Consider the following 25624-nt stretch of genomic DNA (forward strand, 5'->3'; position numbering starts at 1 on the left):
TCCTCTCCCTGCACCACCATCACCGAAATCACGACCACACCGACACCGACAGCGGCAGCGGCAGCCTCGACGGGGTCGGGCTACTTGTTGCGGCGGAGGCGCCAGCCGTGTTCTGTTCGTTCGACGTAGCCGGCTGCTGCGAGGCCGCCCAGGCAGCCCAGCGCCGTCATGACGTCGACTCCCGCCGCCACCGCGATCGTGGCGGGGCCGACCGCTGTACGGGCGGGTACCGCTTCGAGGACACTGCGGGTCTCCTCGTCCAGCGCGTCACGCGGCAGGACGGGCCCCCTTGGTTCCGGAGCAAGGTCGGCCCCCAGGGCCCCCACCAGCTCGATTACCTCCCGACCCGAGGTCACACACACGGCCTCGCCACGCCTGATCAGGCGATGGCATCCGGCGGAGTTCTCAGACGTGACCGGACCCGGGACAGCGGCGAGGTGGCGTCTGAGAGCCACGGCATGGGCAGCGGTGTTGAGAGCACCACTGCGTACGGCCGCCTCTACGACCACGGTGCCCCGGGACAGGGCGGCGATCACGCGGTTCCGGACCAGGAAGCGCAGACGAGTGGGCCGGACACCCAACGGGCACTCGCTGAGGATCAGGCCTCTCGCCCGGATGGCCGAGAACAGTTCGTGATTGGCCGCGGGATAGGCGATGTCGGTGCCGCAGGCGAGCACCGCCACCGTCTCAGCCGTTCCCGACAGGGCTCCTCGATGAGCGGCCGAGTCCACGCCGTAGGCACCGCCCGAGATCACGGTCCACCCCGCCTCGCTCAGATCGGCCGCGAGCTCTGCAGCGACGTGTCTGCCGTACGGTGTAGCGGCGCGGGAGCCGACCAGCGCCACGGACCGAAGGCAGGAGAAGCGCAGATCTCCCACCCCGTGCAACCAGAGCCCCAGAGGGCGTTCAGGGCCGAGATCGTCAAGCTGCGTCGGCCATTCCACATCCCCCGGAATGATCAGCCGGGCACCGGAGCGCTCTCCCTCGGCGAGGTCGGCAAGGGGGTCAGCGTTCCGCAGGCGTGCCCGCCATGCCGCCAGCAGCCGGTCGTAATCCGGACGCCGCCTTGTGTTCGCCGACATCTCCTCCACGAAATCGGGGTCCAGCCGCCCGCACCGGACCTGCCCCAACGCCCCCTCGGGGCCGTACGCCGCGACGAGCCTGCCCATGACGCGGTCTCCCGCGTCGGCCACTCGCATCAAGGTCACCCTGGCCAGCCGCCCCGGATGCCGCGAAAGCGCCCTCGAACCGGCATCGCAGCCGTCCCTGCCCGCATGGGGCCCACCATCGGTCTCCGGCCCTCCGCCACCTGCCGGAACGTCCGCGTGCGGCATATCCACGCTTGCGGCCGCAGGAATCGCTCGTAAGACCTGACGATCGTGGGGCGGTTGTCGACCAAGAACGCCGGCAGTCCCGGGCTCGCAGGCCACCTCTTCATCCCAGGCACTCTCCGGCAGGTCATCCACGACCGCCTTCGGCACGACAGACCCCACAGCCTGCCCCCCGCCCGTCCGCCCGGTGGCCATCCCCACCTCTCCAGTCAAATCCGAGGGGCTCGCCGCTCTGGCCTCCCCCGCACTCGTCCATGCGGAAGCCACAGCCACCTCCCCGGCCCGCCCCAGGGAACCAACCGCTCCGGCCCGCCCCGCATTCACCGGCCCCGGAGCCCCGCCGATCTCCGCAGCCCGAGCCAGCGAACCAACCACTCCGGCCGGCCCCGTATTCAACGGTCCCGCGGCCACATCGACCTCTCTGGCCCGACCCAGGGAACCAACCGCTCCGGCCCGCCCTGCGCCCGACCGCCTGGAAGCCACATCCACCTCCGCAGCCGGTGCCAGCGAACCGACCACACCGGCACGCTCCGCACCCGAGGGCCCCGCAGCCACACCTACCAGCGAACCAGCCACTCCGGCCTGCCCGGCACCGAATCGCCCGAAAGCCGCATCTACCTCTCCAGTCAGATCCAAGGGGCCGATCGCTCTGGCCTGCTCCGCTGTCTTCGGTAGGCACATCAGGTCCGCCTCACCGACCTCGTTGAACGGGGACCCGTCGGTGCTGGGGTCGCCCTTGCCGGGCTTCTCCTGGTGCCCAGGTTGGCATGCTTGTACGTCGTTGATCATCAGAGTTCTGGCGCGGAGACCCACGCCTTCAGGCGGGGGAAGCGCCCGCCTCCCTTCGATGGATAGTCCGTGGTTGATCTCTTGCGTTCATGTGGGGCGTGGCACAGATCATGTAGCGGGCGTACAAGCACCACTTCTGTCCGACGCTGGAAGCAGGCCGAGGGGGCTTGCCCGGGGTTCGGCTGCGTCCCCGTCGACCACAAGGGGACTCTGGAGGAGCGGATTCGCGCCCACAGCTTGGAAGGTCGCCGCGTCCCTTCCATGGAGCGCCGGTTTCCCTCCTCCAGGCTGTGCTGGCGTATCGAACTCTGCGAGACACGATGTCGTTGGGGGCAGGAGCTGGGGGGGCGCCTGAGGAGCGGTCACGACCGGGACATCAACGCTGCCGAGAACATCCTCGCCGCCCGGCGCGGTGGAGAAGTGAAACCCTGTGGAGCCGGCCTACGACCGCAATGGGGACCTCCGACGCCCGTAGAGCAGGTGCACGACCTCAACCGACACCACCGACACCGGGACAACCGGCGCACCACCTCAACGCACACCACCGACACCGGCACAACAAAGGCACCACCTGAATCGACACCACCGTGAGCGCACAACAGGCGCCACCTCAGCTGACACCACCGACGCCCGCAGAGCAGGCGCACCACCTCAACGCACACCACCGACACCCACACACAACACAGGCACCATCCGAACCGACACCACCACAAGCGCAACAGGCACCGCCTCAGCTGACACCGCCGACGCCCGCAGAGCAGGCGCACCACCTCAACCCGCGCCACCGACACCCACACAGCGCGCACCACCTCACGGACACCACCGACACACGCACAACAGGCACCACCTCTAGTGACACCGGTGGACGCCCGTAGAGCAGGCGCACCACCTCAACGCACACCATCGACACCCGCACAGCGCGCGCACCAACACAACCGACGTCCGTAGAGCCGGTGTATGGCCTCGGCGGACACCTCCGTGCGGGTGACCGGCGGTGAAGCAGGAGGACCGAGCTGCGGTGGTCGAGCTCCCCGGCTTTCACGGAGGAGGATGTCAATCGGTGCCCAGCCAGAGGCCGAGGGCGGTGTTGGTCTCTGCCACCTCGGGTCTCTCCTTGCCGAGGAGGTCGGCGAGCGTCCAGGAGACTCGCATGACGCGGTCGAGGCCGCGGGCGCTGAGCTCCCCGGTGTCCAGGCAGCGGTAGAGAGGGGACATCGCCGAGGACGGCAGGCGGTAGTCGCCATGAAGGACCGCGGTCGGGATCTCGGCGTTGCACCGCCATGGCGTGCCGGCGAGGCGTTTCATCGTGCGTTCGCGGGCCAGGGCCACCCGCTCCGCGACGACGGCGCTCGGCTCGATGAACTGTCTGTCGGCCAGCAGTTCGCGCCGGGTCGAGCGAGTCAGTCGCACCTTCACGTCGATGCGGTCCAGCAGCGGCCCCGAGAGACGGGCCAGGTAGCGCCGGCGCTGGCTCGGCGTGCACTGGCAGGGGCTCTCAGGTGTCGACGGCTGGGCACACGGACAAGGATTGGCGGCCAGCACCAGCATGAACCGGGCCGGGAAGGTCACCGTGCCGGCGGCACGCGCCACGGTGACCTTCCCCGACTCCAGCGGTTGCCGGAGCGAGTCGAGGACTCTCGACGGGAACTCGGGAGCCTCATCGAGGAACAACACGCCCCTGTGCGCGAGGGACACCGCCCCGGGCCTGATCACGCCGCTGCCGCCGCCGACGATCGCCGCGATGGTCGCGGTGTGATGCGGCGCCATGAAGGGCGCTCGTGTCAGCAGAGGCCGGTCCGGGGGCAGGGTGCCCGCGACCGAGTGGATGGAGGTGACCTCCAGAGCCTGGTCGCGGTCGAGCGGCGGCAGAAGGGTGGGCAGCCGCTCGGCCAGCATCGTCTTCCCCGTGCCGGGCTGCCCCACCATCCACAGGTTGTGGCCGCCCGCGGCGCACACTTCCAGAGCGCGACGCGCCACGGCCTGACCGGCGACATCGGCGAGGTCGGGGACAGGCCCTCCCTTGACCTCCGGCTCGGCCCAGGACTGCTCCCGCATCACCTCCTCGACGCTGGGCCTCTGGGCGGGATCGCCGTTCCGCAGCCACTCGACCAGCTCGGCCAGAGTGAGGACGGGCACCACCAGGACACCGGGGACGAGGGCCGCCTCTGCGGCGTTCGCGACGGGGACCACGACGGACTGGGCTCCGGCCTCGACCGCTGCCACCACCGCAGGCAGGACACCCCGCACCGCTCGCACCGACCCGTCGAGCCCGAGCTCGCCGAGGAAGATCGGAAGGGAGAGGCGCTGCCTCGGCACGAGACCCGCCGCGCCGAGGAGGGCGACGGCGATGGCCAGATCGAAGAGACTGCCTCTTTTGGGGAGGCTGGCGGGAAACAGGCTGATGGTGACCCGCGCGTCGGGCCAGGCGTACCTGCTGTTGATGATCGCGGAACGGACCCGGTCGCGGGCTTCGCTGAGCGCGGTGTCGAGCATGCCGATCAGGCTGACACCCGCGATGCCGTGGCCGACGTCGGCCTCCACCTCGACCACGTGGCCGCTCACGCCGACCAGGGCGACGCAACGCGTGCGGGCGACGGCCATCTAGCACACCCCCCGGTCGTGGCGGATGGAGAACTCACCGGCGAACCGCTCCAGCGCCACCACGTCGATGCGGATCGAGGAGAACCACTGCGACTGCCCGCTGAGCCACCTCGCGGCGAGCGTGCGCAACCGCGCCAGCTTCGCGGGGGTCACGGCCTCGAAAGCCGTGCCGTGACTGCGGCCGGACCGGGTCTTGACCTCGACGACCACGAGAACGGGCCCGTCGCGGGCGAGGATGTCGATCTCGCCTTCAGCGCACCACCAATTGCGCTCAAGGATCTTCAGACCCGCTGCTCGCAGGTAATCGACGGCGAGCTGCTCGCCGTGCTTGCCAAGGTCGTGTGTCGCGGCCATCGGGACCACCTCCGGGTCCCGACCTTCGCCCAGTCGCCCCGGTCACCGTCCGGCCGAATGCCGCTCTGTGGACGACGGAGAAGGGGTGGGTGAGCCGTGAACCAGAAATCCGCAGGTGGGACGGCAGGGGTGTCCCGTTCGTTCCGGCACCTGTGGACAACTCCCTGCACACCGTGTGGGCGTTGCGGGTGAAGCGGCTCCTCATCCGCACGCGACACCCGCGATCAACAACTCTTGGGCTGCTGCCGACGGGCCAGATAGGCCAAGCAGCAGCGGGAACGGCTCGGCCGGCCGCCCCGAGCACTGCACACCCACACGACCGGGCCTGAATCTTCCCTCCGCAGGCACGGACGGCACCGGTCCTGTCAGGCGCCTGCTCGCCCCAACTCGATGAAGTCCACCCGCCTGATCCGGCGGGCATGGGGAGACGCACGCAAGCGTCGGTTGTGGGGCCCAGGGATTCCCTGGCGGGGCCGAGAGCCGAGGTCGAGGCGGACGGCGATCTCCCTGGGCACCTAGGTCAAGCCGTACGGCTGCGGCCCCCACGACCACTGTGAGCGATGCCCGGGCCGGACGCCGGTCAAGCCGTACGGCTGCGGCCCCTACCTCTGGCGGATCGCCGACGGGCGGCCTCCGAGGTGGGCAGGGACGCGCCGTCCGGCGACCAAGAGCTGTTTCTTAGCGGCGGCTGCTCGCCACCATCCGCAGTCCCCGGCTCGGGCCGGGACGCCCGCGCCCCCGGCCTGGCAGCCTGGCCGGGAATGAGGCCTACTCCCCCCATGCCAACTGCGCCGCAAGATCCGCCACATCATCCCCGCCCCCCCGCGACCAACGCGCCGACCGCCGCCGGCGAGGCTCAGCCGGGGGACGGCCCGCCGGCTTCGGCGCCGAACGCTACAAGGCACGCAACGTCGTCGAACGCGCGATCAACCGGTTGGAGAACTTCCGGGCCGTTGCCACCCGTTACGACTGACGGCCCGAGGCGGCACCCTTACGCGATTACGTCGGACGACGCATCGCCGACGGCAAAACCCGCCGAGAGGCTATCCGCTGCCTCAATCGCTACATCGCCCGCGACATCTACCGGATCATCCGCCACCTACCGCCCACCAAGGCCGCTCCCTCTGCCGCTTGACATCGCTAGGGGCGACAAACGCGCCTCGGCACCGGCATGTCGACGCTAAGCAGCACGACGTCAGGCCGGTGCTCGATCGCCGAGCGCAGCGCTTCCCCGCCGTTCACGGCCACCGCGAGCACGTCACCCTGGCCGCTCTGGGCATCTGGCTCCGAACCTGATCCAAGAAACGGTTCTCAGGGCTCGGTCAGCTGGAGAAGCCCTCCTTGGGCATCTCGAGGTCGGGTTTCGCGAGCTCCTCGACGTTGACGTCCTTGAAGGTGACGACCCGGACGTTCTTGACGAACCTCGCCGGACGGTACATGTCCCACACCCAGGCATCCTGCATCTTCACATCGAAGAAGACATCGCCGTTCTCAGCCGTGCGGACTTCGAGATCGACGGAATTGGTCAGGTAGAAGCGCCGCTCGGTCTCGACTACGTAGGTGAACAGGCCGACCACATCGCGGTACTCCCGGTAGAGCTGCAACTCCATCTCGGTCTCGTATTTCTCGAGATCCTCTGCGCTCATCCCGGTCCTCCACTTCCCTTCCTCCCCCGGCGTGGCCGATCACGCCACACCGGCCCCCAGACCATTCTCGCCTATCTCTCCGCCCGCTCCAGCCCGCACCACCGAGTTCACCGTTACAAAGGAGAACCGATGATGTGGGCTTGGGCCGTGAGCCGTCAACGCCTGGCGGTGCCTGGCCGTGACGTAGCCCTTGTGCTCGGCGAAGCCGTACTGGGGATATTGATCGTCGAGCTCGGTCATCAGGCGGTCCCTGGTGACCTTGGCGACGATGGACGCCGCCGCGACGCACGCCGAAACCTGGTCGCCCTTCCACACCGCGAGCGACGGCGCGGGCAGGCCGGGCACCGGGAACCCGTCGATGAGAACGTACCCGAGATCGCAGCCGAGACCGGCCACGGCCCGCCGCATCCCGGCGATGTTGCATTTGTGCAGGCCACGCGTGTCGATCTCCTCCGGCGGGATCACCACGATCTTCACCGCCCGGGCGGTGGCGAGGATGCGCGTGTGGAGCTCCTCGCGTCTGGCGGGGGTGAGAAGCTTCGAGTCGGCCAGGCCGTCGATCTCGGACCGGAGCACCACCGCGGCCACCACCAGGGGCCCGGCACAGGCTCCGCGCCCGGCCTCGTCGACGCCGGCGACCGGGGTCAGCCCCCGCCGCGCGAGCGCGCGCTCGTACCCGTACAACCCGGAGTCGCGCCGCACGATGCTGGGGCGAGGGCGGAAGAGAACGGTCATGAGACAGGCGGCTCGGCGCCCCGCCGCAAGGGGACGGACCTGCGGGAGAGTCGAGCCCCCTGGCCGGTGAACGGCGATGCGAGCGCGACCATGACCACAAGCCTACGCCCCAATGGGCGAAGAGGGTACGCTATCGCACCTTTGAGAACGTCTCGGGGACCGGGAATGTGGTCATCCGCGACGGCGGCCAGTAGAGAGCGAAGGCTCTTCCGATCACGTCGTCGGTGGAGATCGTGCCGTGGAACTTGTCGTTCATGAACGCGCGGGAGTCCTCCGAGGCCGCCCTGTGGTCGCCCATGAGCCACAGCCGTCCCTTCGGGACCGTGATGTCGAACTTCTCCTGTGAGGGGAAGTCCTGGGGGTTGAGGTAGGCCTGCTCGTCGAGCGGGACGCCGTTGACCGTGATGCGGCCCTTGGCGTCACAGCACTTCACCTGGTCCCCGCCGACGCCGATGACGCGCTTGATCGTGGTGGCGCCGTCCCAGCCCTTGAAGACGACGATCTCGCCGCGGTCCACGTCGCCCGACAGCCGGTTGACGATCACCTTGTCGTTGATCAGGAGGGTGTTCTCCATGGACTCCGACGGGATGTAGAAGGAGTCGAGGACGAACAGCCGGACGAGCACGGCGACGGCCACTCCGCTGAGCACGAGCAGAACCGACTCCCGCCACCCGGACTTCTTCCCCTTGGCCGCGTCCCCGTCGGCCGACGCGGGTTCACCGGCCGATCGCGACCCACCGGCGGCCGCCTCACCGGTATCCGCCCCCGAGGAACTCGGCCCGCCGGCGACCGGCTCGACGGTGTCCGCTCCCGCGGCGCCTCCGGCCGGGCCGCTCGACGGCCCCTCCTCGGTGGCGGAAGGCTGCCGGTCGCCGGGCTCTCCGGACTCCGGCTTCTCGTGTTCGACGCTCATGGGCCTGTACAGGCTTCCCCGGTGCTCCTCGGCCGGGGTAGCCCTTCTCCTTCGTCTGCTCGGGGGATGTGCGCCGTCTGGCCACGGCCACAAAGAAGATGTCCGAAACGTCGCCGCCGGACGAGACGCCGCGGTGTTCAGGCGACCCGGCGCCCCCGTCGGGGGGTCCAGTAGCGGCGCGGCAGGGGGCCGACGGCGGGCTTGAGCAGCCACCGGCGGCGCGACGCCACCAGCGGGAACGCCCCCGCGAAGCCCAGCAGCAACGGCGAGGCCCCACCGGCCAGCGCGGCCGTCTTCAACGCCGCCTGGTTGAAGGTGTCGGGAATCGGCAGCGTCGTCGCCCGCGAGAACGGCCACACGATCACGAACGCCCGGCCCACCACCTTGTCGACCGGAATGGCGCCGTTACCGGGGTCGCCCTGGTGGGAGCGCGAGTCGAGGGAGACCGAGCGGTGGTCGCCCATCACCCACAGGCGGTCCTTGTCGACCTTGACCGTGAAGAACTTCTGCGAGGGCTGGTCGTCGGGGTAGAGGTAGTCCTTCTCCTCGAGGGGGACGCCGTTGACGGTGATGCGCCCCTTGGCGTCGCAGCACTTGACCGTGTCGCCCGCGACCCCGATCACGCGCTTGATGTAATCCTTCTCGCCGGGCACCACGCCGAACGCCGTACCGACCCAGCGGAAGAACCCCGCCACCGGGTTCGACGGCTCGGGGATGTCGACCTCACTGGCCCAGGAGTCGACACCGGAGAACACCACGATGTCGCCACGCTCGATGTCGCGCGTGTGGTACACCAGCTTGTTCACCAGGACCCGGTCGTTGACCAGCAGGGTGTTCTCCATCGACTCCGACGGGATGTAGAACGCCTGGATCACGAAACTCTTGATGATCAGAGCCAGCACCAGCGCCACCACCACCAACACAGGCAGCTCGCGCCAGAAGGAGCCCTTTTTCTCCTTGCCGCCCTTGGCCGGCTTGGTGTCTTCCGCGACCACGTCTACCTCGTCCTCGACAGGGCGGCGCGGACCGCCGGCCCCCTGGCCATCGCTAGTCATTGCTGTCGAGCCTAAATGATGCACCCTGCACGGCGGGTGGCCGACTCGGCAACGCGCCCAAAGAAACCCGGGGCGGCCGTGAGATCAACGGGACGGCCGCGACGGCGCCGTCCGGGCCCGTAGGAGGCGGCGCGGCAGGGGGCCGACGGCGGGCTTGAGCAGCCACCGGCGGCGCAACGCCACCAGCGGGAACGCCCCCGCGAAGCCCAGCAGCAACGGCGAGGCCCCATCGGCCAGCGCGGCCGTCTTCAACGCCGCCTGGTTGAAGGTGTCGGGAATCGGCAGCGTCGTCGCCCGCGAGAACGGCCACACGATCACGAACGCCCGGCCCACCACCTTGTCGACCGAGATCGCGCCGCCGCCGGGGTCGCCCTGATGGCCCCGGGAGTCGTAGGAGACGGAGCGGTGGTCGCCCATCACCCACAGCAGGCCCTTCTCGACGGTGATGTCGAAGTCTCCCTGCGAGGGCTGGTCACCGGGGTAGAGGTAGCCCTTCTCGTCCAGGGGGGTGCCGTTGACCGTGACCCGTCCCTGGGCGTCGCAGCATTTGACCCTGTCGCCTCCGACACCGATCACGCGCTTGATGTAGTCCTTCTCGCCGGGCACCACGCCGAAGGCAGTGCCGAGCCAGCGGAAGAACCCCGCCACGGGATTGGACGGCGCGGGGACGTTGACCTCGCTGTCCCAGGTGTCGGGGCCGGAGAACACCACGATGTCGCCACGCTCGATGTCGCGCGTGTGGTACACCAGCTTGTTCACCAGGACCCGGTCGTTGACCAGCAGGGTGTTCTCCATCGACTCCGACGGGATGTAGAACGCCTGGATCACGAAACTCTTGATGATCAGAGCCAGCACCAGTGCGACCACCACCAACACAGGCAGCTCGCGCCAGAAGGAGCTCTTCTTCTCCTTGCCGCCCTCGGCTTTGTCGTTGCCGCTCTCGACCGGCTTGGTGTCCTCCGCGGCCACGTCCGCCTCCTCCCCCGACCGGGCGGCGGGGACCGCCGGCCCTGCGATCATCGACTGGTCGTACCTACACACCCGCAGGACGGTACAAACCGCCCCCGCCCAGCAAAATGGCCCGCATCCCGGGGGGTGCGGGCCACATCGCGGCGGTGCCTACTTGCCGGCGGGCAGCGACTCGCGCTTCTCGCGGATGCGGGCCGCCTTGCCGCGCAGGTCGCGCATGTAGTAGAGCTTCGCCCGGCGGACGTCACCGCGGGTGACGACCTCGATCTTCTCGATCACCGGGCTGTGCACCGGGAACGTCCGCTCGACGCCGACGCCGTAGCTCACCTTGCGGACGGTGAACGTCTCGCGGATGCCACCGCCCTGGCGGCGCAGCACGAATCCCTTGAAGACCTGGATACGGGACCGGTTGCCTTCAACGACGCGGACGTGGACCTCGAGCGTGTCACCCGGGCGGAAGCTCGGGATGTCGCTACGTACGGAGGCCTTCTCAAGCTCCTGGATCAGCGTGTGCATGGCAGCGGTTCCTCATTTGAAGCGAGCACCCGGAGGTCCGCCCGGCCGCGCCCGGCGAGGGCACGGCGACGAGGAAGACACGAGCGCTGGGCTGATTACGTCTCGGAGGCCGGGACCGCGCCCGGCCGGACCGACCGCAGGGCAGTCGGCAACAGCGATTCAGTCTGCCATATCTTCTGGCATGAAGCGAAACGAAGCGTCGTCAAGGACCTCGAGGTCTCGTTTGTCAAGGCCTTTGCGGGCCAGTCCGGCCACCAGCTCGGGCCTGCGGGCCGCCGTACGGCGCAGGGCTTCGTCGCGGCGCCAGCGGGCGATGGCGGCGTGGTTGCCCGACAGCAGGATGGGCGGCACCTCGTGGCCGCGCCACACCGGAGGCTTGGTGTAGACGGGCCCCTCCAGCAGGCTCGCCATGGCGCCGGGGGCGAAGGAGTCGTCGGCGACCGACTCGGCGTTGCCGAGCACGCCGGGCAGCAGACGGCCGACGGCCTCCACCATGACCAGCACGGCGGCCTCCCCGCCGGCGAGGACGTAGTCGCCGATGCTGACCTCGTCGAGGCGCAGCCGTGCGCCGTACTCGGCCATGACGCGGGCGTCGATGCCCTCGTACCGGGCCGGGGCGAACAGCAGCCACGGCTCCTTGGCGTATTCGAGGGCGACCTCCTGGGTGAACGGCCGCCCGCTCGGCGTCGGCACGATCAGCCGGGGAGGCGTCTCGGCGGAGCCGATGACGGTGTCGATGGCCTCGCTCCACGGTTCGGGCTTCATGACCATGCCGGGCCCGCCGCCGTAGGGGGTGTCGTCGACCGTGCGGTGCACGTCGTGGGTCCAGTCGCGCAGCTGGTGCACCCGGATGTCGAGCAGGCCCTTGCGGCGGGCCTTGCCGATCAGCGAGACGTCGAGGGGGGCGAAGTATTCAGGGAAGATCGAGATGATGTCGACGCGCATGGCGGCTCAGACCATCCCCTCCGGGTCGAGCAGGCCGGGCGGGGCCTGCACGACGACACGGCCGGCTTCGAGGTCGACCTCGGGCACCAGGGCCTTCACGAACGGGACGAACACCTCGTCGCCTCCGCGCCTGACCACCAGGAGGTCCTGCCCGTGATGCAGGACGTCGACGATCTCGCCCACGCTCTCGCCTTCGGCCGTCACGACCGACAGGCCGATCAGCTGGTGATCGTGGAACTCGTCGGGGTCGTCGGACGGCGGGACGTCCGCCGAGTCGATCAGCAGCATCGTGCCGCGCAGGTCTTCCGCGGCGTCGCGCCCGCTGACGCCCTCGAACCGCAGCAGGAGGATGTTCTTGTGCCAGCGCGCGCCCTCCACGACGAGCGGGCCGGTGCCCGCGGGGTCGGTGGCGAGCGCGGCGCCGGGGGCGAAGCGCGCCTCGGGGTCGTCGGTGCGTACCTCGACCGTCACCTCGCCACGGATGCCGTGCGGGCGGCCGATGCGGCCGACGACGAGCTGCACGTCGCTCCTCCTCCTAGGGGTCGTTGAGAACCACGACAGGGGACCACCCGGCCTCCGGGGGTCCCCTGCGCTGAGGCACGTGGCCTCTGAAGTGTCGTTACCGGGCTTCGTTCAGGTCGAGCAGGTCGACCCTGATGTACTTGCCGTCGGCCAGGGCGTTCATCACGGTGCGAAGCGCCTTCGCCGTACGGCCGCCACGGCCGATGACCTTGCCGAGGTCCTCGGGGTGGACCCGGACCTCGAGGACGCGCCCGCTGCGGATGCGGCGTGCGCGGACCAGAACGTCGTCCGGGTGCTCGACGATGCCCTTGACCAGGTGCTCGAGGGCCTCCTCAAGCACCTCAGGCCTCGCCTTCCGGCTTCTCCTCCGCGGGGGCCTCGGCCGGGGCCGCGGTGGTGTCGTCGGCCTTCACGGTCTTCTTGGCCTTGCGCGGCGTGGTGGCGTTGCCGGTGCCGGTGTCACCGGAGAGCGCCTCCTTGGCGGCGGCCTCGTAGATCGCCTGGCGGTCGGCCTTGGGCTCGGCGACCAGCAGAGCCGGCGGGGCGGGCTCGCCCTTGAACTTCTGCCAGTCACCGGTGAGCTTGAAGAGCTTCAGGACCGGTTCGGTCGGCTGCGCGCCGACGCCCAGCCAGTACTGCGCCCGCTCGGAGTTCACCTGGATGAACGAAGGGTTCTCCTTGGGGTGGTACAGGCCGATCTCTTCGATCGCACGGCCGTCACGCTTGGTGCGGCTGTCCGCCACCACGATGCGGTACTGCGGGTTGCGGATCATGCCGAGCCGCTTGAGCTTGATCTTGACTGCCACGGGTGTGGTCTCTCCTGCTTTCGAGCGCGGGTGAACGGTGTCTCGTCGAGTGGGGCACGACGGGATGACCGCCCGAGGGACAGGCGCGAGCCGCGGGGGTGAGAGGGCACCCACGCTCACGATGTTCCAACGTGCCATTGTGCCAGATGACCGGGCATGTTTCCGAATCGGCGCCGATTTGGGCGGCAGCTCGTCCGGATTCTCCCGGAAAGACCGGTCACAGGGGTCGGCGGCCGTCCAGGACGAGGACGGCCGCCGGGGACGTCAGGCTACTTCTGGCCGGGCAGACGGAACTTCGAGGGGTCGAAGCCCGGGGGAAGCTCGAGGCCCGGCGGAAGCTGACCGCCGAGACCGCCACCGAGGTTGCCGAGCCCCGGCGGGAGCTGCGGGGGCGTGCTGGAGCCGCCGGCGGCGGCGCCGGCCTTGCCGAGGGCGGCCTTGCGGGGGTCGCCGCTGACCCGGCGGCCCTTCTTGGCCTTCTTCTGCGCGGCCTTGCCCTTGCGCCCGCCGGGCAGCCCGGGGATGCCCATGCCGCCCGCCACCTGCTTCATCATCTTCTGCGCGTCGAAGAAGCGGGTGACGAGGTTGTTGACCTCGGTCACGGTGACGCCGGAGCCGCGCGCGATGCGGGCGCGCCGGGAGCCGTTGATGATCTTGGGGTCCTGCCGCTCGCCCGGGGTCATCGAGCGGATGATCGCGGCGATGCGGTCGAGGTCGCGCTCGTCGACCTGGTTGAGCTGCTCGCGCATCTGCCCCATGCCCGGCATCATGCCGAGGAGGTTCTTCAGGGGGCCCATGCGGCGGACCATCATCATCTGCTCGAGGAAGTCGTCGAGCGTGAAGCCGTCGCCCGAGACGAGCTTGCCCGCCATCTTGGCGGCTTCCTGCTCGTCGAACGTGCGCTGGGCCTGCTCGATCAGGGTGAGGATGTCACCCATGTCGAGGATGCGCGACGCCATGCGGTCGGGGTGGAAGGCGTCGAAGTCCTCGAGCTTCTCGCCGGTGGAGGCGAACATGATCGGGCGGCCGGTGATGTGCCGCACCGACAGGGCCGCGCCGCCCCGGGCGTCGCCGTCGAGCTTGGTCAGCACGACGCCGTCGAAGCCGACGCCGTCCATGAACGCCTGGGCCGTGGTGACGGCGTCCTGACCGATCATGGCGTCGACCACGAACAGGACCTCGTCGGGGCTGACGGCGTCGCGGATGTCCGCGGCCTGCTTCATCAGCTCCTGGTCGATGCCCAGACGGCCGGCGGTGTCGATGATGACGATGTCGTGCTGCTGGCGCCGGGCGTGGTCGACCGACCCGCGCGCGACGGCGACGGGGTCGCCGACGCCGTTGCCGGGCTCGGGGGCGTACACCGCGACCTGCGCCCGCTGCCCGACCACCTGGAGCTGCTGGACGGCGTTGGGCCGCTGCAGGTCGGCGGCGACCAGGAGCGGGGCGTGGCCCTGCTCACGCAGCCAGCGGGCGAGCTTGCCCGCGAGCGTGGTCTTACCGGCACCCTGCAGACCGGCGAGCATGATGACGGTCGGGGGGTTCTTGGCGTACCTCAGCCGGCGGGTCTCGCCGCCCAGGATCTCGATCAGCTCGTCGTTGACGATCTTGACGACCTGCTGGGCGGGATTGAGGGCCTGGGAGACCTCCGCGCCGCGGGCGCGCTCCTTGACATGGGCCACGAAGTCCCTGACCACGGGCAGCGCGACGTCCGCCTCGAGAAGGGCGATGCGGATCTCGCGACAGGTCGCGTCGATGTCGGCGTCGGACAGCCTCCCCTTCGACCTGAGGGAGGAGAAGACCGATGTCAGCCGGTCGGAAAGCGTCTCGAACACGTGATTGGCCAGCCTCTGCGCTACGGGTCGTCCGGGGTCTCGCTTGTGGTGCGACTCGACCTCCCAGCCTATCCGCTCCGCAGGCCGGTCACGCGTCGGAAGCGGCAGGCGGGGAGGTCGTACGCTCCCAGCCCCGTTTTCCGCACCTCGCCCTCATGGAGCCGGGGCGATCACCGATCGGTACCGAACCGCTTATAACACCTGGCCAGGGAGATTCGGGCTCGTGCGGAAAACAGGCCTAGCTTCTGCCGCCGGGTACCGACAGCCGCATCGTCATGGCGTGCTCCACCAGGGCGATCAGCGTGCTCTTGACCGCCTCCCGCTGCCGCGCATCGGTCCTGACGATCGGGATGTGCGGGTGCAGCGTGAGGGCGTCGCGCACCTCGTCCTCCGAGTACGGGTGCTTTCCGTCCCAGCCGTTGAGGCCGATGACGAACGGCAGCCCGGCCTCCTCGAAGTAGTCGATCGCGGGAAAGCTGTCGGCCACGCGGCGGGTGTCGACGAGCACCACGGCGCCGATCGCGCCGCGTACGAGGTCGTCCCACATGAACCAGAAACGGTGCTGCCCGGGGGTGCCGAACAGGTAGAGGATCAGCTCGCTGTCGAGGGACACGCGGCCGAAGTCCATCGCCACCGTCGTCGTGGTCTTCTGCGGGATCAGACCGATGTCGTCGATGCCGGCGCTCGCGTCGGTCATGACCGCCTCGGTGGTGAGGGGCACGATCTCCGACACCGCTCCGACGAAGGTGGTCTTGCCGACGCCGAATCCACCCGCGACGACGATCTTCGTCGAGGTGATCCCGCCGCGGCTAGAGCCTGCGAAGTCCACTGAGTACCCTTTCGAGCAAGTTGAGATCCGGCTTACCGGCGTCCAGCTGCGGCTGGTGCAACTGGACCAGGCCCTCGGCGGCCATGTCCGCGATGAGGACCCTCGCCACGCCGAGCGGCACCCGCAGCAACGCGGAGATCTCGGCGACCGAGCGCACCGAGCGGCAGAGCGAGATGATCGCCTGGTACTCCGGGATCAGGTGTGACAGATCCTGGAAGGCCGGAATCATGGAATGCACCAGCGTCTCCATCGCCAGATGGGTCCGCGGCGTCGAGCGTCCTCCGGTGACCGTGAAGGGCCGCACCGGCGACGACGGCTCGTTCTGGTACGGCCGTAACCCGTCCTCCCAGCCAGGCCCGCCCATCGATGTCACCGCGGTGCGGACGCCTGAAGCTCGGCGCGCACGGCAGGCGTCAGCACCTGACCGGCTCGCTCGACCATCAGCGTCATCTGGTAGGCCACCAACCCCATGTCACAGTCGGGCGCCGCGAGCACGGCCAAGCAGGAGCCGTCGCTGACCGACATGATCAGCAGTAGCCCGCGCTGCATCTCGACCACGGTCTGGGTGACCGCGCCGCCCTCGAAGACCCGCGAGGCCCCCTGCGTCAGGCTGATGAGACCCGCGGCCACCGCCGCCAGCTGGTCGGCCCGGTCCTTGGGGAAGCCCTCGGAGTACGCCAGTGGCAGCCCGTCGGAGGACACCACCACCGTGTGCGCCACCCCCGGCACGCTCCTGACGAAGTCGGTGATCAACCAGTTGACTCCGCGGGCGGCCTGGCTCAGCTCTCTCACTTGTCCTCCTTGTCGCCCTGAATGCGCCACGACTCGGCCTTGAAGCCCACCTCGTCCTCGCTCATCTCACCCCGGGCCACCGCCCGTCCCTCACGGACGCCGCGCTGGAAGCTCGACAGCCGGCTGCGCGCGCGGTCGGGTGACAGCGCGGGGCCTGCCGGCGCCGGCGAGGCGGAGGGTCCGGCCGTCGCCGCCGAGCCGGGGACGAGGTTGGCCTTCGGGACCCGCTTGGGCAGGCCCGCCGCGGTGGTCCCGTCGCGGGCCGGCTCCTGGACGGCCGCCGCCGCCTGCCATCCCGCGTCGGCGGGGTTCTCGTCCCACGTGCCGTCGGGCTTCTCCTTGTCGTCCTTGTGGTCGACCCGGCGGAACCAGGCCGACTCGACGGACGCGAAGATCGGCAGGAACTCCTCCCGCTGCTCGGCGGAGGAGTCCACCGCGGGCAGCGGGCCGGTGACCGCCTCCAGCTCGGAGGTGTCGTGGCGACGCCGGCGCTGCCGGACCTCGCGATCGTGCTCGCCCGCGCCGGGACCGGTGGGCGGGCCACCGAAGAGGCCGCCTCCCGTGGCCGGGCCTCCGTAACCGCCCGGACCGCTCGCCGGGCCGCCGAAGCCCCCCGAACCCGTGGCCGGACCGGTGTGGGGACCGCCGGGGCCGGTGGGCGGGCCACCGAAGCCGCCGGTCGCCGGGCCGTGGAACCCGCCGGCCCCATTGGGCGAGCCGCCGCGGCCGGAACCGGTGTTCGGGCCGTAGCCGCCGCCCGTGGTCGGCCCCAGGGGGCCCAGGCCGTTGGGGGCGCCGAACGGCGGCTGGTCGCCGAAGGAACCCGAGACGGCCGGGGAGTCGAGCCCGCCGACCGAGCCCGGGCTCACCGGGGAGTCGAAGGTCCCGGCGAACAGGTTCTGCCCGGCGCCGGCCCACGCCGGGGCGCCGGAGGCGCCGAACGCCTGCCCGTCAGGGGCGACGGCGCCGGGACCCGCGGGCGTGCCGATGAGCGATCCGGGCAGCAGCACCATCGCGGTCAGCCCGCCGGCGTCGTGCCGGCGCAGTTGCACCCGGATGCCGTTGCGCAGGGCGAGCCGGCCGACCACGAACAGGCCCATACGGCGCGACACCGACACGTCCACGACCGGCGGGTTGGCCAGCCGCCAGTTGGTCTGTGCCAGCTCCTCGTCGGTCATCCCGATGCCGGCGTCGGTGATGGAGATCATCACCCCGCCGTCCTCGATGCGGCCGGCCCTCATGGTGACCCTGGTCTCGCGGGGCGAGAAGGAGATGGCGTTCTCGACCAGCTCGGCGAGCAGGTGGATGACGTCGTTGACGGCCTGGCCGACGACGGAGACGCCCGTGGGGACGTTCATGGTCACCCGCTCGTAGTTCTCGACCTCCGACAGCGAGGCGCGCGTGACGTCGAGCAGGGGGACGGGCCGGCTCCAGCGGCGCGCGGGCTCCTGACCGGCGAGGACCAGCAGGTTCTCACTGTTGCGCCGCATACGGGTGGCGAGGTGGTCGAGGCGGAAGAGGTCGCCGAGCCGCTTGTCGTCCTGCTCACCCTGTTCCAGGCCGTCGATGAGGCTGATCTGCCGTTCCACCAGGGTCTGGGTCCGGCGGGAGAGGTTGACGAACATCGCGCTGACGTTGCTGCGGAGCTGGGCCTCGTCGTTCGCCAGGCGGATCGCCTCGCGGTGGACCTCGTCGAAGGCCCGCGCCACCTCGCCGACCTCGTCGGCGGAGGTCACGCCGATGGGCCGCACCTCGGGCGGCCCGGTGTTGCCCTCTGATTCGCGCAGCTTCTGCACCAGGTCGGGCAGGCGGTGGCCGGCGATCTCCAGCGCCTCGCGGCGCAGCCGCCGCAGGGGGGTCACCAGCGAGCGCGCCATGACGATGGTGATGATCAGCACCAGGACCAGCAGCACCGCGACGACCGCGATGTTCACCGCGGCCTGGCCCTGCTCGCCGCGCGCCAGTTCCTGGGCCCGGTCGACGATGGTACGGCCGAGCGCCTGCTCGGCCTGGTGGGTGCGGTTCAGGCCGTCGCTGGAGGATTCGAACCAGAAGCCGACGTCGCTGGTGCCCCGGGTTCCGAGGCCGCGAAGCGGTGCTCCTTCGTCGGTGAGGAAGAGGATCCGCTCGACCAGGCCCGCCGCGACGTCGGCCTTCGGGCTGCTGACGGTGTCGGAGTAGGCCTGGCGCTGCGCCGGGGTGGCGCGGGAGAAGAACGAGTTGAGCTCGCTGATCTGCTGGGCCTTGGCGGTGTTGAAGGCGTCGAGCAGGGCCCGGTCGAACCGGCGGCCGATCAACGCGATCGAGACGGTCCCGCGCTGGCGCGACAGCTGCTCGGCGGACCTGGCGAGCGAGGCGAGGGCGGTGGCGCTGGCGGCCAGGGTCTCGTCGGTGCTGCCGCGGCCGGTCTCGTCGAACAGGGCCAGAAGGTCGTCGATGAGCAGGTTGTACTTCTGGAGGGTCGGGAGCGCGGGCAGCTGGGACTCGACGGCGCTGGCGCGCAGGACGCGAAGGCCGGCCAGGCGGTCGACCACGGCGTTGAACTCCTGGAGGCCGATGTCGCCGAACGCCGAGCGCATGGCGTCCTTGCGGTCGAGCACGTTCCGTACCGCGCCGTCGACCACGTTCTGCTGGTCGCGGATCAGGCGCTTGGCCTCGTTCCCCTGGCGGCCGTTCGCGACGAACCGGCCGGATAGATCGCGTTCGAGGTCGAGCTGGTGGACGAGGTCGCCCACGATGGTGACGAACTCCGCCACCGTACGGACACGTTCATATTCGGCGGCGCTCTGGATCGAGGTCGCCACGCGGAGGCCACCGAGAAGGACGGCCACGATGGTGGGCACCAGGATGAGCGCGATGAGACGGGTACGCACCCGCCAGTTACGCAGAGCCACCGACCGGGCCGGTTCGGCGCCCGGATCGCTGGGCACACCCGGATCCGAAGGCGGCGGGGCTGCGTCAGGCGTGGTGGGGCGACCGCTCTCGATTGTTGCTGTCCTCACTGGTCGCAACCTCTCGCCAGCTGGTCTGCATTGGGGGGTGGACCATGTGGCCTGTGTGACACATGGCAAGTTAAGCGGCAATTGGAGCATAAGCCTATGAGTTCGACCAATAGCCGCGAGTAATTAGAACGGTCCAATCGATATTTGACAGACATGTGATCAAGAGCTTGGTTCCGGCGCGAGTTCACGGCCGCGGAAAGCCATCACGGCGGCCAATGAACCATCCCATGACCGACATGTCACGCTCCAACGCGACTTAACTCTCCAAAGCCCGTCAAAAAAGCGCAAGAGCCACAAAGCGGACTTCAATTAGATTTATCGACAAAAGCCGCTTATCCATCCTAGCGCCGATCTTCCTCCGCTAGGCTTCACGCTCGCCTGCCACACCTTCCCCAGAGAGCAGGGCAGGAACTCTTCCCCCACACAACTAAAAAAGGACACCTCAATGAGAAGCCTTAGGGGTCGTACCTTCGTCGTCGGCCTGGCCTCGATCCTGGCGCTCGCCGCCTGCGGCGGGGGCTCGGACAAAGGTTCGAGTGAGTCCGGTACCGGCGGTCTCGAGAAGACCACCATCAACGTCGCCACGCTTCCCATCGCCGACGTGGCCGGGCTCTTCATCGCCGAACAGAAAGGGTTCTTCAAGCAGGAAGGACTCACGATCAAGACCGAGATGGTCCAGAGCACGGGCTTCGCTCTTCCGAAGCTGCAAAGCGGCGCCACGGACGTGGCACTCGGCAGTTACTTCACGATCTTGTCGGCGGTCGGGAACTCGGGCCAGCAGTATCGCTACGTGGCCGACGGCTACCAGGCCAAGAACGAGGTCTTCGACATCGTCGTCAAGAAGGACTCACCGATCAAATCGGTGAAGGATCTCAAGGGCAAGAAGGTCGCCATCCCGGCCCCCAACAGCATCGGCGAGATGGCGGTGTCCAACGCCCTGCGGACCGCGGGACTCAACCCGGTGCCCAACACCGACGTCCAGATGGTGCCCATGGCCTTCCCCCAGGTCCCGGCCGCCATCCAGAACGGCACGATCGACGCCGGCTGGCTGACCGAGCCGTTCCTCACCGGCGCCCAGAAGGACCTCGGCATCCACTCGATCCAGGACACCATGACCGGCTCGATGTCCGACTTCCCGATCTCGGGCTGGGCCGTCACCGAGAACTGGGCCAAGAAGTACCCCAAGACGATGGCGGCCTTCCAGCGCGCCCTGCTCAAGGGACAGCAGGTGGCCGCGGCCGACCGTAAGGCGGTCGAGGCGGTGCTGCCGGGCTACAGCGGCATCAAGCCCGAGGTGGCCGGCGTCATCACCCTGGGCATCTACCCGACGTCCCTCAACGCGACCCGTATCCAGCGCGTCGCCGACCTGATGCTCGAATTCAAATATCTGAAGCAGAAGCTCGACGTGAACTCCCTCCTGGTCCCGCTCCCTCAATGATCGGTCGTCGAGTGGCCCGCGGCGCCGTCGGCGTCGCGGCCGTCCTCATCGCCGCGGAGGCGGCCGGGCGGACGGGAGTCGTCGATCCCAAGCTGCTGCCGTTGATGTCGACGGTCCTGGCGGACGCGGCCGGTCTCCTGGTCGACCCGAAGTTCCTGTCCGACGTCGGGATCACCCTCGCCGACTGGGCGATCGGCCTCCTCGTCGCCATCGTGATCGGCGTCCCCCTCGGCATGCTGCTCGGCACGGTCGCCAAGGCCGAGTCCGCGGCCCGTCCGCTGGTGGAGTTCCTGCGGCCGATCCCCTCGCTCGCCCTGCTCCCCCTGGTCACGTTGCTGATCCCGGACAACGACGGGGTGAAGGTCACCGTCATCGCCTACGCGGCGTCGTGGCCGATCCTCATCAACACCATGTACGGCCTGCGGGACGTCGACCCGGTGGCGAAGGAGACGCTGCGCAGCTTCGGGTTCGGCCGTCTCGAAGTGCTGCGCCGAGTGTCGCTGCCCAGCGCCGCGCCGTTCGTGCTGACCGGCGTACGGCTGGCCGCCGCGGTCGCCATCATCGTCGTGATCAGCACCGAGCTCCTGGCCGGCGGATCGGGCGGGATCGGCACCTTCATGATCACCGCGGGCGCCGGATTCCGTACCGACCTCGTCCTGGCCGCGACGCTGTGGGCGGGCGCCCTCGGGATCGTCACCAACGCGCTCATCCTCCGGCTGCAGCGATGGGCGTTCAGATGGCACGCGATGAGAGCCGGAGGTGAGGCATGAGCGCGACCACCGCGCACGAGCCCGCGATCGGCGGGCGGGCGGCGCGCGGCCGGCTGTCCTCGATGGTGACGCGCGTGTGGCTCGTGCCCATCGTGCTCGCCGCCTGGGAGGCCGGCACCCGGCTGAGCGGTTCGATCTTCTTCCCGCCGCCGTCGCAGATCCTCGTCCGGATGAAGGACCTGTGGTTCTCGGGCCCGGCGGCGCACCTGTTCCTCACCGACGAGGCGCTCGGCAACTTCCTTCCCAGCCTGGGCAGGATGACCGGCGGGTGGGCGGCGGCGTGCCTCCTCGGAGTCCTCCTCGGCGTCGCGGTGGGGCGCTCCAGGACCCTGTACGACTACGTGGGCCCGCTGATCGAGTTCGGCAGGGCCGTCCCGCCGCCCACCCTGGTGCCGCTGTTCCTGGTCGTCTTCAAGGTGGCGACCCAGATGCAGGTGGCGACCATCGTCTACGGCGCGATCTGGCCCGTCCTGGTCAACACCATCGACGGGGCCCGCCACGTCGACCCCGTCCACGCCGACACCGCGCAGGTGTTCGGGATGGGACGGCGGCAGCGGCTGTTCCGGATCATCCTGCCGGCCGCGGCGCCGAAGATCTTCGCCGGGCTCCGGCTCAGCGTGTCCCTCGCCGTGATCCTGATGGTCATCTCCGAGCTGGTCAACAGCACCGACGGGATCGGCTACCAGCTGATGTTCAAGCAGATGAACTTCGACTACCCCGGGATGTGGGGCGGCATCGTCCTCCTCGGCGTCCTGGGCCTTGTGTTGAACGCGCTCTTCCTCGTGGTGGAACGGCGCGTCCTTTCCTGGCACCGGCGCGCCCGGCAGACAACCTGAGGAAGCACCGTGCTCGATGTCGTCAACCTGAGCCACACCTACGGCAGGGGCCCGAACTCCCACCACGCCCTCGGCGGGGTCGACCTGAGGGTCGCCGAGGGGGAACTGGTGTGCGTGGTCGGGCCATCCGGCTGCGGGAAGTCCACCCTGCTGCGCTCGATCGCCGGCCTGATCACGCCGACCGGCGGGCAGATCCGCATCAGGGACACCGCCGTCACCGGGACTCCGGGCGACCTCGCCGTGGTCTTCCAGGACTACAGCAGGTCGCTGTTCCCCTGGATGTCGGTCAGCGAGAACGTCGCGCTGCCGCTGCGCCGCCGCGGCCTGGACCGCGCGGCCCGGCGCGCGGCGGCGGCCGAGGCCCTGGAGGAGGTCGGCCTGAGCGCGGCCGCGTCGAAGTACCCCTGGGAGCTGTCCGGCGGCATGCAGCAGCGGGTGGCGATCGCCCGCGCCCTCGCCTACCGGCCCTCCCTGCTGCTGATGGACGAGCCGTTCGGCTCGGTGGACGCCCAGACACGCGAGGACCTGGAAGATCTCGTCCTGAAGGTGCGCGAGCACCACCGCATGACGGTGCTGCTCATCACCCACGACATCGACGAGAGCGTCTACCTCGGCGACCGCGTGGTCGTCCTGACCAGGTCGCCGGCCCGGGTCGCCGGCCAGCTGACCGTCGGCCTGCCGTTCCCCCGCGACCAGATCGCCACGCGCGAGCTTCCGGCGTTCGTGCACCTGCGCGCCGAGGTCGGCCGCCTGGTGCGCGGCAAGGACAAGCCCGACGCCGAGCGGAGACCCACGACCGTGGGCACCGGCGGCGAACCCGACTCCCCTGACAACCCATGAGTGGAGGGAACATGACCGACCCCAGAGCCGCGATCTGGGACGTCCTTCGGGGCGGCGCCCGCCTGGCGGCCCTGCAGGCCATGGTCGAACTGGACTGCGCCGCCCACCTGACCGGCGGCCCCCTGACGGTGCCGGAGCTGGCGCGCGCGTGCCGGGCGCACGCCCCCTCCCTGGCACGGCTGTTGCGCGCGCTCGCCGCCCTGGGCATGGTGCGGACGGTCGCCCCGGACACCTACGAGCTCACCGCGGCCGGCGCGATGCTGGCGGCCGACGCGCCGGGGTCGATGCGCACGGCCGTGCTGGTGAACACCCATCCAAGTTTCGTGTACGCGATGACCGAGCTCACCGAGACGGTGCGGACGGGACGGTCGGCGTTCGTGGAGCGCTTCGGCGTGCTGTACGACCACCTGGCGGACGACCCCGAGCTCGGGCACGTCTTCAACGACTACATGACCGCCCGGGCCACCCCCATGGCGCAGGGGGTCGCCGAGAGGTACGACTTCTCCTCCGTCGGCACGCTCGCCGACATCGGGGGCGGCCGCGGCCACATCCTGGCCGCGGCGATGCGGGCCAACCCGCACCTTCGCGGCGTGCTGTTCGACCTGCCGAACGTCGTGCCGGACGCCCGCGACGCCTTCGCCTCGTGGGGCCTGGACGACCGGTGCGAGTTCGTCGCCGGGGACTTCTTCTCGTCTGTGCCGCAGGGAGCGGACGCTTACCTGCTGGGCAGCGTCGTCCACAACTGGGACGACACCGACGCCCTTCGCATCCTCAGGACGGTACGGGCCGCGATGGGCGAGAAGAGCCGCGTGCTGCTCGTGGAGATCGTCCTGCCGGACGACGACACGCCGCACTTCGGCAAGGACATGGACATCCGGATGATGGGCCTGTTCGGCCAGGGGCGCGAGCGCGGCAGGGCCGAGCACGCCGTGCTGCTCGAGAAGGCCGGCATGACGGTGAGCGATGTGATCGCGCTGCCGCTCGAAGCCAGCCTCATCGAGGCCATCCCTCTCTGATCGGCCTCACGGCCGCTGGGCCTCCCGTCGGGAGGCTCAGCGGCCGCCCCAGCCGGGCACCGCGACACGCATCGTCAGGGCGTGCTCCACCAGCGCGATCAGCGTGCTCTTCACCGAGTCCCGCGAGCGGGCGTCGGTGCGCACCAGCGGGATGTGCGGAGCCAGCGTCAGCGCCTCGCGCACCTCCTCGTCGGCGTGAGGGTAGCGGCCGTCCCAGCCGTTGATGCCGACCACGAACGGAAGCTGCGCCTCCTCGAAGTAGTCGATCGCGGGGAAACAGTCGGCCAGGCGCCGGGTGTCGACCAGCACCACCGCGCCGATCGCACCCCGCACCAGGTCGTCCCACATGAACCAGAAACGGTGCTGCCCGGGCGTGCCGAACAGGTACAGGATCAGGTCCTGGTCGAGCGACACACGGCCGAAGTCCATGGCGACCGTGGTCGTGGTCTTGTGCGGGGTGAGTCCTAGGTCGTCGATCCCGGCGCTCGCGTCGGTCATGACCGCCTCGGTCGTCAGCGGGACGATCTCCGACACCGCTCCGACGAAGGTGGTCTTGCCCACGCCGAACCCACCCGCGACGACGATCTTCGTCGACGTCAGCGCCGGGCCCTGGCTAGAGCCTGCGAAGTCCACTGAGAACCCTTTCAAGCAAGTTGAGATCCGGCTTACCGGCGTCCAGCTGCGGCTGGTGCACCTGCACCAGGCCCTCGGCCAGCATGTCGGCGATCACGACGCGCGCCACGCCCAGGGGCATGCGCAGCAGCGCCGCGATCTCGGCCACCGACCTGACCTGACGGCACAGCGTGCTGATGGCCTGCTTCTCCGGAGTCAGCGATGAAAGATCGTGGTGTGGCGACGTCGCGGAGGAGACGAGCGCCTCCATCGCGAGAGACGTCCGGGGCGCGGTGCGCCCCTTGGTCAGCGCATACGCACGGACCAGCGAACTGCGTTCGACCGGCTCCGGTGCGGGTAGAGGCGCCGCCGCACCGGTGAACCGGCGGGGGTCCTCGATTGGCGGGTACGGCGATCCGCTGCTCAGCGGGTCACCGTCATCTGTCCAGCCGCGGCGTGCCACAGCCTCCTCCTC

25 protein-coding genes are annotated in these 25624 nt (G+C 69.7%); 5 read left to right on the forward strand and 20 right to left on the reverse strand.

From position 1 onward, the window contains the following. Window positions 1-80 precede the first annotated feature (80 nt). The 18 genes from dprA to KIK05_RS25950 all read right to left on the reverse strand — a co-directional run bounded on the left by dprA (window position 81) and on the right by KIK05_RS25950 (window position 19565). Window positions 81-1169: a DNA-processing protein DprA gene (gene dprA / locus KIK05_RS25860; protein ID WP_250563445.1), complete on the reverse strand. Its 1089-nt coding sequence runs from the start codon at window positions 1167-1169 to the stop codon at window positions 81-83. Between the two features lie 2004 nt (window positions 1170-3173). Next, a complete protein-coding gene (locus KIK05_RS25865; protein ID WP_214413433.1) occupies window positions 3174-4721 on the reverse strand; it encodes a YifB family Mg chelatase-like AAA ATPase in 1548 nt (515 codons plus the stop codon). Then, the gene (locus KIK05_RS25870) at window positions 4722-5075 is read right to left on the reverse strand and encodes a YraN family protein (RefSeq protein ID WP_214413434.1); all 354 of its coding nucleotides are present in this window, start codon (window positions 5073-5075) and stop codon (window positions 4722-4724) included. Window positions 5076-6397: 1322 nt separating this feature from the next. Further along, a complete protein-coding gene (locus tag KIK05_RS25880; RefSeq protein ID WP_214413435.1) occupies window positions 6398-6721 on the reverse strand; it encodes a DUF2469 domain-containing protein in 324 nt (107 codons plus the stop codon). A 39-nt stretch (window positions 6722-6760) separates the two neighbouring features. Continuing rightward, complete coding sequence (locus tag KIK05_RS25885; RefSeq protein ID WP_214413436.1) at window positions 6761-7456, reverse strand: ribonuclease HII; 696 nt, start codon at window positions 7454-7456, stop codon at window positions 6761-6763. Window positions 7457-7586: 130 nt separating this feature from the next. Further along, window positions 7587-8369: a signal peptidase I gene (gene lepB / locus KIK05_RS25890; RefSeq protein WP_214413437.1), complete on the reverse strand. Its 783-nt coding sequence runs from the start codon at window positions 8367-8369 to the stop codon at window positions 7587-7589. A gap of 137 nt (window positions 8370-8506) precedes the next feature. Beyond that, a complete protein-coding gene (gene lepB / locus KIK05_RS25895; RefSeq protein ID WP_214413438.1) occupies window positions 8507-9424 on the reverse strand; it encodes a signal peptidase I in 918 nt (305 codons plus the stop codon). 84 nt (window positions 9425-9508) lie between these two features. Beyond that, window positions 9509-10444, reverse strand: coding sequence for a signal peptidase I (lepB, locus tag KIK05_RS25900; protein WP_214413565.1), 936 nt, complete (start codon window positions 10442-10444; stop codon window positions 9509-9511). Window positions 10445-10543: 99 nt separating this feature from the next. Beyond that, window positions 10544-10909, reverse strand: a complete 366-nt coding sequence (gene rplS, locus KIK05_RS25905) for a 50S ribosomal protein L19 (RefSeq protein WP_214413439.1) — start codon at window positions 10907-10909, stop codon at window positions 10544-10546. A gap of 159 nt (window positions 10910-11068) precedes the next feature. Next, window positions 11069-11854 carry a tRNA (guanosine(37)-N1)-methyltransferase TrmD gene (gene trmD, locus KIK05_RS25910; RefSeq protein ID WP_214413440.1) on the reverse strand — a complete coding sequence of 262 codons (786 nt, stop codon included), beginning with the start codon at window positions 11852-11854 and terminating at the stop codon, window positions 11069-11071. Between the two features lie 6 nt (window positions 11855-11860). After that, window positions 11861-12376: a ribosome maturation factor RimM gene (rimM, locus tag KIK05_RS25915; protein ID WP_214413441.1), complete on the reverse strand. Its 516-nt coding sequence runs from the start codon at window positions 12374-12376 to the stop codon at window positions 11861-11863. Between the two features lie 97 nt (window positions 12377-12473). Next, window positions 12474-12716: an RNA-binding protein gene (locus tag KIK05_RS25920; protein ID WP_214413442.1), complete on the reverse strand. Its 243-nt coding sequence runs from the start codon at window positions 12714-12716 to the stop codon at window positions 12474-12476. A gap of 1 nt (window position 12717) precedes the next feature. Then, window positions 12718-13182: a 30S ribosomal protein S16 gene (gene rpsP, locus KIK05_RS25925; protein ID WP_214413443.1), complete on the reverse strand. Its 465-nt coding sequence runs from the start codon at window positions 13180-13182 to the stop codon at window positions 12718-12720. 269 nt (window positions 13183-13451) lie between these two features. Continuing rightward, window positions 13452-15014: a signal recognition particle protein gene (ffh, locus tag KIK05_RS25930; protein ID WP_214413444.1), complete on the reverse strand. Its 1563-nt coding sequence runs from the start codon at window positions 15012-15014 to the stop codon at window positions 13452-13454. A gap of 238 nt (window positions 15015-15252) precedes the next feature. Next, window positions 15253-15813: a GTP-binding protein gene (locus KIK05_RS25935; protein WP_214413566.1), complete on the reverse strand. Its 561-nt coding sequence runs from the start codon at window positions 15811-15813 to the stop codon at window positions 15253-15255. 10 nt (window positions 15814-15823) lie between these two features. Next, a complete protein-coding gene (locus KIK05_RS25940; protein ID WP_214413445.1) occupies window positions 15824-16207 on the reverse strand; it encodes a DUF742 domain-containing protein in 384 nt (127 codons plus the stop codon). 5 nt (window positions 16208-16212) lie between these two features. Further along, window positions 16213-16635: a roadblock/LC7 domain-containing protein gene (locus KIK05_RS25945; protein WP_443729130.1), complete on the reverse strand. Its 423-nt coding sequence runs from the start codon at window positions 16633-16635 to the stop codon at window positions 16213-16215. After that, window positions 16632-19565, reverse strand: coding sequence for a sensor histidine kinase (locus KIK05_RS25950; RefSeq protein WP_214413446.1), 2934 nt, complete (start codon window positions 19563-19565; stop codon window positions 16632-16634). Before KIK05_RS25950 ends, KIK05_RS25945 begins: the two co-directional genes overlap by 4 nt. Window positions 19566-20082: 517 nt before the next feature. Between KIK05_RS25950 and KIK05_RS25955 the strand changes: the two genes are divergently transcribed. Genes KIK05_RS25955 through KIK05_RS25975 form a run of 5 tightly spaced genes read left to right on the forward strand, consistent with a single transcriptional unit; the run spans window position 20083 to window position 24537 of the window. After that, a complete protein-coding gene (locus tag KIK05_RS25955; RefSeq protein ID WP_214413447.1) occupies window positions 20083-21075 on the forward strand; it encodes an ABC transporter substrate-binding protein in 993 nt (330 codons plus the stop codon). Beyond that, a complete protein-coding gene (locus KIK05_RS25960) occupies window positions 21072-21845 on the forward strand; it encodes an ABC transporter permease (protein WP_214413448.1) in 774 nt (257 codons plus the stop codon). The genes KIK05_RS25955 and KIK05_RS25960 overlap by 4 nt, the downstream gene beginning before the upstream one ends. Next, window positions 21842-22681 (forward strand): ABC transporter permease, encoded by an 840-nt coding sequence (locus KIK05_RS25965; RefSeq protein WP_250563446.1) that lies wholly within the window; start codon window positions 21842-21844, stop codon window positions 22679-22681. Before KIK05_RS25960 ends, KIK05_RS25965 begins: the two co-directional genes overlap by 4 nt. Window positions 22682-22690: 9 nt before the next feature. Then, window positions 22691-23521 carry an ABC transporter ATP-binding protein gene (locus tag KIK05_RS25970; protein ID WP_214413449.1) on the forward strand — a complete coding sequence of 277 codons (831 nt, stop codon included), beginning with the start codon at window positions 22691-22693 and terminating at the stop codon, window positions 23519-23521. Window positions 23522-23532: 11 nt separating this feature from the next. Further along, on the forward strand, window positions 23533-24537 hold the full coding sequence (locus KIK05_RS25975) for a methyltransferase (RefSeq protein ID WP_214413450.1): 1005 nt from the start codon (window positions 23533-23535) through the stop codon (window positions 24535-24537). 36 nt (window positions 24538-24573) lie between these two features. Here the strand turns inward: KIK05_RS25975 and KIK05_RS25980 are convergent, their stop codons facing one another. Further along, on the reverse strand, window positions 24574-25137 hold the full coding sequence (locus KIK05_RS25980; RefSeq protein WP_214413569.1) for a GTP-binding protein: 564 nt from the start codon (window positions 25135-25137) through the stop codon (window positions 24574-24576). A 13-nt stretch (window positions 25138-25150) separates the two neighbouring features. Further along, window positions 25151-25612, reverse strand: a complete 462-nt coding sequence (locus KIK05_RS25985) for a DUF742 domain-containing protein (protein WP_214413451.1) — start codon at window positions 25610-25612, stop codon at window positions 25151-25153. Window positions 25613-25624 lie beyond the last annotated feature (12 nt).

The sequence above is a fragment of the Sphaerisporangium fuscum genome (assembly GCF_018531465.1).
Classification (GTDB): domain Bacteria; phylum Actinomycetota; class Actinomycetes; order Streptosporangiales; family Streptosporangiaceae; genus Sphaerisporangium; species Sphaerisporangium fuscum.